The organism is Paenibacillus sp. J22P143, from assembly GCF_059692035.1.
Genome location: NZ_JCAUAQ010000054.1, coordinates 1 through 9,848 on the forward strand (window position 1 = coordinate 1; position 9,848 = coordinate 9,848).

Genomic DNA, 9,848 nt, shown 5'->3' on the forward strand with positions numbered 1-9,848 from the left:
CACGTTTTATGGAGGCGTCCTTTTCCTTTACTGTGATACGGTCATTATATTCGTCAATCCCTGGACAGGCAATTCCGTCAGCTTTTGGGCATTATGATTCAGCGGCAACATACATAAGACCCGCTGCAGAAGATGCAAGCGGGTCTCTTTTTGTTTATTCCACTATCGTTACCCGTTAGCCATACATGCAGCGCAAGATCAGCGCTGCACCACAGAGGATGAAAATGGGTAAAATCTGTCAATACTTCTACTAGGGCTGGGAGAAGAAGGTCTATGAACTATGGTGCCATTAGAGCCCAACCGTTAGTCTGACTCCAACCATCACGGTGCATCACAGACTGTCGCACCCAATATGGGTAGCACTTATGGGAGATTAATCCTTTTTGACTGGTTGCACCAGCCTTACCTTTGTTTTTCGAAGAAAGATGCTAAACTACCACCCAACTCCATAAGCATCAACATCAGAGGCTCAGCCTTTTTTAAAAAAGTGTTTTCCTGGGTTTACTTTAATTTGCTCTTTTTTAAGTTTTAGAGCTTTTAATTTTCATGGGAGTTTAATTTTTATCGCCTTACCTAATCTTTATTTATTTGTGTACTTGCCTGTTTAATTTTACCACCGAAAGCCCATCCTTTTCCTTCAAGAAATTCAGTAAACGCGTCTAAAAAATCATTAATCTGAATTGACTCCTTAAACCTACTATCTATAACATTTACCTCAATATGTATTTCTGCTAGTTTCTTTTCATTAAGGACCGCTTCATTTTCCCACACTGGTTTCCATAAAGGGTCTTTTTCATAATCATAATCATCTTTATCAACCTTATTTAAATATTTCTTCTCACTAACACCAAATTTAATAAAGTCCCTTTGTGCTTGCCTTAAACAAACTCCATTTGCACCACCCCAATAATCTGGGTTTTCATTCATCAGATTATCGTCTTCCCAAAAACAAATGTCGCAAATGTCAAATGTACCAGACGGTTTTTCATCAAATGTTCTGTACCCACAACAAGGACAAGTATATTTAGTCATAACATCGACTCCTCTTTCTTATGAGATTTTGCTGTCAGAACCAACTTTGTCAGTAAGAAATATATTAAACTTCACAATCTCAAACGTGAACAAATGCTTAACCTCTCACAAGAATATCCACATTTTAACACAACCTGTGAAAGATAACTGCCCTTTAGTTTAACGGACAACGGCAGCCGATTATGTACCGACTGCCGTCTTATTGTAATTGGACTATCGTTCTGCGTTAGCGTAATGACATTAGGATTTAGTTTAAATCTACATCAACTCTGTTTTTATATTTGATTTTAATAAAATTAGAACTTTCTATTATGTTGTGAATAATTTCTATTCTTGAACCTGATAACAATTCCACTGCAAACTCGTTATTTTCAATATCACTATAGCTTTGAATTTTACCTTTAACTTTTAGTTTGTTTAACTCTTCCTGATAGAAAGATTTAAAATCACGAACATTTACATAGGACAAATAAAACGGAGAACAAATATTTTGTTTTCCTTTAAATACAGTTCTTTTAGGAAGAGGAATTGCAATGTTTTTAAGTTCTTCTTCATATTCACATTCAAATACTTTGCTTGGGAACAAATAACTTTTTACATAGTTATTATATTTTACATTCCAAAAGTAACATTGAAAAAAAATAAAAATGGGTATCGAAATAATCAAAAGGATTGAAGGGACTTTTTTACTTTTAGCTACTTTTAAAATCACAATAAGAATAATCAGACCAATAATCATTAATATTGTATATGGTATATATAGAATATTCCAACCCAAACAATCACCTCTTTAGTAAAATTTCGTTGCATTAAACTGCCCGTTAGCGCAATGACGGCTGCCCTGCGGCAACCGTTTTGTGGTGAACTATCGTATTCCGTTAGGTACTTTATGCTTCTCTAAACCCTAAAAATGTCATACTTAAATATACCAATACCAATCCTACAACCATAAGAAAAACAATTAAGATTCCTGTGAATTTTAACAATCCTTTCTCGCCTGTTAGAATACCTATAAAGCCCAAAACAATGCTAATGATTAAAAAAGTTAGTCCTGAAAAAAACAGAGATTTAATAACAATTATTTCATTGGCGGTTGGATTTTTTGAAACTAAGTAACTGAAGATAAACATCAATGCCCCTAAAATACTTAAAACGGTAGACCAGACTCCGAATGTCCTCACCTTTGAAGTCATTAATTCCCTCCTACTGACATACCAATAATATCCTTTATTTTACCATATTTGGAGCACCTTATTGATACCTTTTTATTAAGCATTCCTGCCCGTTACTTTAATTGAAAACGACAGCCGATTATATACCAACTGCCGTCATGTCGCGATTGAACTATCTTTATCCGTTAGCGTAATGAACTTTGCCGAATGTCCCGAGGCGTGAATACGTTGTTAGGTGATGTCGGGGTCTTCATTGAATAAACTTATACATTGTCTTATTCAAGTACTTCCCTTTCTAAAATCTGATAAGGTAGTTCAATTGGATTTGAAAAATCATAAGTAATCCTTTCGTACTCGTGAGCCCAGATGCATCCCTCGACAATAAGTCTATTACCTTCAATGATTTCAATACCTGCCCAACAAAATCCCATTCCGTCATACACTTCCTCAGGAACAAAATCAAAAACTTCTAAATTATTAAGATCTACTATCGTGTATCCTTGATAATCTTGACCACATAATAAATACTCCTTGTTATCCTTGAATACCCATTTATATAAAAAATGTCCCATATTTCTTTTAATTGAAATTGACTTTTGGTTCTCCAAATTAGTTACGATTCCATGTGAATAGCTATATCGATAATGACCAATGATATGCTCATAATAATGAACTTCAAGCTTGTATTTCTTTGATTCTGATATGTAACTATCTACGTTATTTAGCTTGTACTGATCTTGAAAGTACTTAAAATATTCATTTCTCATTTCGATGTATCTTTCTTCCTTCGTTACATTGTTCATTCTAAAACTCCTTTAAGTGTGTTTCCCCGATTTTTAGAACTTCGAAATAAAATCCATGCTTGAAATATTCGCGAAGTGATTGAACTATCACTGCCCTTTAGCTTAATAAAAACAAGGAGCAGTTGCCGCGGCAGAACTGCTCCTTGTTTTGTTCAATTATTGTTTCTCGCTAGTTCAAAAAGCACTTTTTATTATGGACTAACTTCTATTTCAGTGACGGCTTGTTGTTTTCCTGAAACAGCGTCGATAATTACTAATATCTGATTACCCAAAGGGAAAACGCCTTTTACAACCCAGGCTGGTTGACCTGGCAATTTAACTCCAGCATCAATCTGCCATTCCTTATTAAATGTTGCTTCCCATTTTACGTTTGCATTTGGTTCTGTTTCTTTTGCAATTTTAACGTCTTCTTACTCCATATTACCACATATTGTAACTATCCCGTTACTTCAATGAAACAAGGAGCATCTGCCGCTGGCAAACTGCTCCTTGTTCGTTCGGCTAGCTTTTACCAAGATCTTCATAACACTACGGAAGTTCTACCCGAATTAGTTCTACTTCCTTATTATTGCTGCAGATAAGTACACAAGGAAAAACATACGGAACGTAAGAGCCCGTGCCCCCGAGGTCGATACGTGTATATTGTTCGTCCCCATGCTGGACGATATGACTACCCATAATTGTAATTGATAATTCATTAATTGCTTTTAGGGGTAGTAATACAGCTTTCACTCTTTTACTTTCCCTCTCAATTAAGCATCCTTCATTGAGATAGACCACAAACTTGGTATCATCTTCTTGGAAATCTACCGGGTCAATCATATAAATTTCGACAATTCTGCCCTCTCTCTTGTATACATAATTACCATATCTCTTCATGAAGATTTTACTCATTCCCTTGAATAAACGAAAAGTTTTTCCATGAAAGGTGCCGTAAGCGAAGAGCACAACAGCAATTCCAATTACCAACAAATTATTAGTTGGTTCATCCTTTATATACATAATGTACGCTGAAGAAATCTCATAAAGATTCCTTAAGCTGAATGGGATTGATCCCGTTAGAAATATATTTGTAATCGTAGCAATGAAAATTTGCATCGCACACAATAGCCCAACAACCAACCTGATCGGCCAAACGATAACTTCCTCATGGAAATTCTTCTGATAGAAATAAAGAACGCCCATAAGCCCAAAAATTGGAATTAATATGAAATTCATTTTTAGCAAATAGATCGATATCCCATAAACAAATCCCCAAAAGAGAACGAACAGAAGTATTTTAATAAATGAGACAAGTCGGTTGGTTTCTCCCTGTTTCTCTATTCCTAATTGATTCTCTTCAGATAAATCAAGATCACAGGGCTGCAATTTCAACTGTGTCCTAATCGTGGAATAACTTAAAGGCTATATTGAAATAAACACCATCGATAGGGAGAAACAAGAATGCTCCGAACAATCCTATCATGAATATGAAGAGTAGGTGTATTGACCACTTCATTTTGGAACGTTGTTCAATCGGTAAGGCATAATTTCCATTTTCAAGTTGTAATTCCAATCGAAGCTCTCCCTTTTCTGTCGCTATATTTCGAACTTACCATAAAACCATTAGCAAATTTATATACAAATTATTCCACTATCCTATCCGTTAAGTCAACTATCAAAAACAGGCGAGGATTCCCTATGATTTTCACGTGTAATGAATCATGCCGAAAGTCGAAAAGCGAGAATACGGTGTTACACGAAATTCTCGTTCATGTATTTAATTTATTTCATTGATAACTAACCTTGCTTCATTAACGTAATCTGCCCTTTACTTCAACGAACAACGACAGCCGATCGTGTGCCGGCTGCCGTGGTGTTGGTGATTGAACTATAGTTCTGCGTTAGCGTAACGCACAAGCATGTTACCCTTTGGTTAATAGTAAAAGAAAATAATTGTACCAAATCGTGCTAAGAAATATATTTATATCCACGTTTGAAACGATTTATTGACCATCTTTACATTGTTCATATTTGCCCAATTCTTTAAATCCGTGATACCTTTATCTTCATCCCTTGAATACCTAAATGCCATATCTAATGGGACGATCTTCCTCCTGTGAGGTAATATCCCGATAACAGGTTTAAAGTATCCCTTAGTCATTATCACTTTAATATCCCCCGAATTAATTAAAATTCCATTTAATATGAGTTGGTCATTGGATAAGCATAACTCGGTTGGTTTCTTGAAGAATGTTCTGTACAATGCGAGAAACAGTACAACTAAACACAGAAGAATCACCGTTAACGAAGCGTAGTATACACTTATCTGATCCCATGATCTCACTACAAGGATAGATTGACTACATATAATAGCAATCATGCCAATAATGGTTCCAATCCTTGAAGGACTCTTAACCAAATGCTTTACTTCCCTCAACATAGCACCTCCCTTGTTCAAATCCCTTATCTAAATATACCACATATTGGAAGTGACCTACCCAATAGTTTAATGAACACAAGGGAACTTATCCTCACCATCTGCTCCCTGTAAATACTTCGTTTTTCCGCCAGTACCAAACAGAACTGCTTATAATATTTAACTAGAGGGTACTTTCCTCACAACCCCGAAACTCTAAAAGCCGTTTATTTTCTTTAATATCATCCTCGGATAAACGGCCCAATTTCATTTTTGCAACTAGAAGGAGGTCTTTATAATCTGTATACGTAAAGTCCTTGTAGATCTCCTGGTTTTTCTTATGGAATAGATGAATTAGTTCAGTTAGTTCGACATATGGCAATGTCCCTGATTTCCATTCCAAAAAAGATTGATACAAAGGTTCCAGGGCTTGTTCAGTTACCAATTTGTGATACTCGTCAATAATTTCACGTTCTTGATGTCGTTTTTGTTGCTTAGGAGTTAGTCTGTTCTCCAAGTTATTTTCCACCTCTTTGTTTGGACTAGTGACTAGATAATGACATATACCGTTACCCAAATTTCAAAAAGAAAAAGTTGAGAAAAAAACAGCCCTTATGCCAGTTGCTATTTCTTGGAGTATATTGAGCTATCGTTCCCAGTCCCTCAGTATTAAGGATTTATCTAACGAATACTCATTCATTCGCAGGATTTCATCACTTTGAAATATAGTAATCTTAAGAATACTAAGCTGTTGCGACCGTACTGTACCCTTTTAAAGCATGCGGGAACAGAAGAAACATTGGAACACTTCTCCATTTAAATAATCTACTGCACGCATACTCCACAATCCCCTGGAGATTGACCATCCCAAGGCTCTACGGGTCGCCGCCCTTACATTCCTTCGTTACACCTATCTAAAGAAATTGGATTCCTTAAAATCCAACATAGAGAACTGAAAAGGATAATCTTTACGATCTGTTAAATACAGATTATCGGTTCTTTGATGGATGAAATCTTTTACAAATGTATGACGGATGCCGAAAGTTATATCGGCTCCTTTGTCCCCCCTAAATGTGCTCCTTAGTAAGGCTGCAATTGTTGTTCCTTTTTGAAGATACAAACTTTTCCCCTTTTTATAATAACCATGTTCCTGAAGCTTTTTTGTAACGATTTCATCGTAGATTGAATCAAATTCATTCGCATCATCTTTCTCGTTCCATCTCCACCCATTATACTAATATTGTTTTAAACTAGTCTTCACGTTACTTCAATGAACATCAAAAAGAAGCTGCTATGATTGCAACTCCATCTATCGTACACCGTTAGCTTGATTCGTCGAGCCTACATAGACCAATCCAACGCTAAATATCTCACTTCATTAGCATGATTACTGTTTTTTTCTTTTAAATTTTTCAAAACTACTCTGCATCTTTATTTACTCCACCCATATAGAGACACATTTACTGGAAATATCTTACCACATATTACTTATACTTAACGACATTACTCTGCCCGTAGCTCAATTGTAAATTTTGCTGACTTGAGAATAATATTGGTTTTCTTCAAAGGTTATTGGATGAATCTTTTCAAGCCAATCAACTTTCGAACCAATTCCAACTCGCTTCCATATGATATATCCATCAACTTTAACTACATCTGCAACAATTACAGTACACAACTAATCGCAATCGTCTGGGCACATTAATACCGGCAAGACAATCTCTTTACTTTCTGAATTGAACCTCTTTTTAAGAAACTCTTTCTCTTTCGTGTCATCGACCCAGTCAATAATTGTTGGAATCATGCCCAGAAGGTTTTCTGAAGGATATTGATTAAGAAGCAATAAATCCAGAGGGGTACCGTCAATGACAATCGTAGGGTGTTCAACATCACAGTATGCACTCTCCATCGGAACGACTTCAATTTTATTCACCAATACCATTGTTTGAGCATCTCCCCTGTGACGCTTGTTTTTAATTCTTACTTTTTCATTATTCGGAATCTGAATAAAATACCCTTATTCCTGAGTGAATAAATGTCCTTTTATTGAGCAAATCTCCCCGTTAGCCGCCGGTACATTTTTCTATAATAACAAAAAAGCCGTCAATTAATTGACGACTTAAAAACACTCTATCCAGCAGAGACGACAAGTCTAATGACAAGAAAATCTCTGTATCCTTCTAATCCCTTGTTACCTGAATCGAGCGCATTTCTTCGTTCCACACCGTTTTTCCGCCGAGCTGAGTTATGATGAAGGTCAATGGAACAAAGCTCTTGTCATCCATTGTTAACACGGCCTGTTCCATGACAATGTTTTTGCCATCGACGATCGCTACATTACTCCCACCGTGCAAAACAATCGTTCGCGAGGTTTGGGGATCTGTTATCGTAATGTTTTGCGTGACGGAGTCCCAAGCCACTTCGACATTTAAGCGCTCACTGATGAACCGTGTTGGCACCATGGTTACACCATTTTCGATGAAAGGCTGTTGCGATTTGGGGAAATACTGCCCGTTACCCAGAAAGAGAGGAAATGACACTTTCCCTATTTTTAGATCTTGTTTCAGCAGTTGATAGATCGCCGATTTCGAGTCGAAATTTTTCAATATATCATTTGGTTTCGACGCTTTATCCAGAACTAGACTTCCTCCATCGGTTGCGATCACTTCCGCCTTTACTTTGCCGTTCACATTCCAGTTCTCCGATGACATTGTTATCTTCACAGCGGATACCCCTTGCGTATCTTTTAACTGCGGCGCAATCATCACGGTTGTGTTCGACTTCCGCAGCTTAAGGCTGTTGTCGAAGTAAAGATCCGTCTTCATATACGAGCTCTCGTTAAATGTGGCTTCCCAAGGCTTCTTATCCTCTTGGCCAAGGCTTTCTAACGCGACAAGTAGAATAACAAGCATCTGCTTCACTTCGGTGTGGATCACTTCAATGGCAATATCGCGATCGTCCAACACGGCTTTGACTCCGGTCACGATTGGATCCAAGGTTGATTTGAATTGATTCAACGGGTTGACGCTAAGGTTTGGCATATCGTCCATATCGTCCATATCGTCCATATCGTCCATCTCATCTAAATGATCGGCATCTTTCGAAGAATTCATCTCTTCCGACGAATCTCCCGCTAGCGCCTTCTCCCACTCCGCTGAAATCATCGGATACAAGGCGTCATACAGCTGACCGATCAACTCTTTGAGCGCCTGATCATCCTTCATCATATTTTTGATGAACGCTTTTGCCAGAGGCAGCAGCTCTTTGCCCGTGATTTCTCCATGCAGCTTATGTAGGGATACTTTCTCCCCATTGATCGTTTCGACCACATTGTCCACATTCAGCTTGCTTGGGTTGGGTAACTGTTTGAACAAATATGACATCACGCTATTAGACAGTTCCTCGTCGTTCAACTTTGTTTGCAGCTCGGTTAGGAACGCTGTCATCGAAGCGTTATTAGCTTCATCCTGAAGCTGGAATACGATCGGCTTTTTACCTCCATCGATTTGCAGGACTATTTGTTCTTCCGACACTGAAGCTTGGAAAGGGATACTATATGTACTGAAAGAAGCTAACCCCTGTATAGAAACCCGCGTGGAGCTTTCCATCTTGATGGAATCGAATTTGAACTTCGTTGTTTCAAATAATTTAAGCATGGCCTGTTCTTCCGGTGGAACTTGAGTCTTTTCATCCCGTATGAGATTAAGCGAGAACTCGCCCGTGCCTTCCATTGATTTCGCGATAACAGCCCCCACCAGTGCTTTGTTAACGTCGAAGTCTCCAATGGACTTACACCCGCTAATAATAACTACCAATACCACGAATAATACAAAAATTTTCTTTGTCCAACTCCGCTCCTTCACAGACTCACCTGTCCCTCACCCTGAAATATATGCTGAAATGACATCCAGAATTAATATGTATTCGACACACTTGAAAAATTTTCCTCTTTACACCAAATGTTAGTTAAATATTCATGTACTTGATATCATTCGGCAAACGATATTACGCTCCATATTAAAGGATACCGAAACTTCGATCTTCCTTTTTTCGGAATGAGGAACATGTTTTCATGATGAGATTCGCTTGAAAATCGCTCAACTGTTTTCCTTCATGCTTGATTTTTAATGATGGATTCGTATTGGGAATTGTAAAATGATGAAACAAATACCAAGGACCATTTGCTAAGTCACAAATAGAGGTGAACCGTACCATAAATGAATAAGAGCATATATAAGCAACCAGGTTTCGCCACGCTCTACTGCCCTTTAGTTCAACGGACAACGGCAGCTGGTCGTGTACCGGCTGCCGTCTTGTTGTAATTGAGCTATCGGTTTGCAATAGGTAAGCATTTGAAGTGATCTCAAGCTTTTCCCCTGCTCCGCACGGAGCGTGCCAGTTTCCCAGCACTCCGCGGTCCATCTAACTAAATGTACTTGATCA

Annotated in this window: 8 protein-coding genes and 1 pseudogene; all 9 read right to left on the reverse strand. The window is 37.8% G+C overall.

The window, feature by feature from the left end; translation table 11 throughout:
• Positions 1-768: 768 nt before the first annotated feature.
• Positions 769-1,032 (reverse strand): annotated as a pseudogene (locus AC58PQ_RS29290) (CPCC family cysteine-rich protein); the annotation flags it as partial.
• A 247-nt stretch (positions 1,033-1,279) separates the two neighbouring features.
• A complete protein-coding gene (locus AC58PQ_RS29295) occupies positions 1,280-1,810 on the reverse strand; it encodes a hypothetical protein (RefSeq protein WP_497247882.1) in 531 nt (176 codons plus the stop codon).
• Between the two features lie 109 nt (positions 1,811-1,919).
• Positions 1,920-2,225 carry a hypothetical protein gene (locus AC58PQ_RS29300; protein ID WP_497247884.1) on the reverse strand — a complete coding sequence of 102 codons (306 nt, stop codon included), beginning with the start codon at positions 2,223-2,225 and terminating at the stop codon, positions 1,920-1,922.
• A 254-nt stretch (positions 2,226-2,479) separates the two neighbouring features.
• Positions 2,480-3,007, reverse strand: coding sequence for a hypothetical protein (locus AC58PQ_RS29305; RefSeq protein ID WP_497247886.1), 528 nt, complete (start codon positions 3,005-3,007; stop codon positions 2,480-2,482).
• A 528-nt stretch (positions 3,008-3,535) separates the two neighbouring features.
• Positions 3,536-4,381, reverse strand: a complete 846-nt coding sequence (locus tag AC58PQ_RS29310) for a hypothetical protein (RefSeq protein WP_497247888.1) — start codon at positions 4,379-4,381, stop codon at positions 3,536-3,538.
• Between the two features lie 589 nt (positions 4,382-4,970).
• On the reverse strand, positions 4,971-5,429 hold the full coding sequence (locus AC58PQ_RS29315; RefSeq protein WP_497247890.1) for a hypothetical protein: 459 nt from the start codon (positions 5,427-5,429) through the stop codon (positions 4,971-4,973).
• Positions 5,430-5,589: 160 nt separating this feature from the next.
• On the reverse strand, positions 5,590-5,922 hold the full coding sequence (locus tag AC58PQ_RS29320; RefSeq protein WP_497247892.1) for a hypothetical protein: 333 nt from the start codon (positions 5,920-5,922) through the stop codon (positions 5,590-5,592).
• A gap of 1,161 nt (positions 5,923-7,083) precedes the next feature.
• A complete protein-coding gene (locus AC58PQ_RS29325; RefSeq protein ID WP_497247894.1) occupies positions 7,084-7,347 on the reverse strand; it encodes a hypothetical protein in 264 nt (87 codons plus the stop codon).
• 238 nt (positions 7,348-7,585) lie between these two features.
• Positions 7,586-9,268 (reverse strand): copper amine oxidase N-terminal domain-containing protein, encoded by a 1,683-nt coding sequence (locus AC58PQ_RS29330; protein WP_497247896.1) that lies wholly within the window; start codon positions 9,266-9,268, stop codon positions 7,586-7,588.
• Positions 9,269-9,848: the final 580 nt, after the last annotated feature.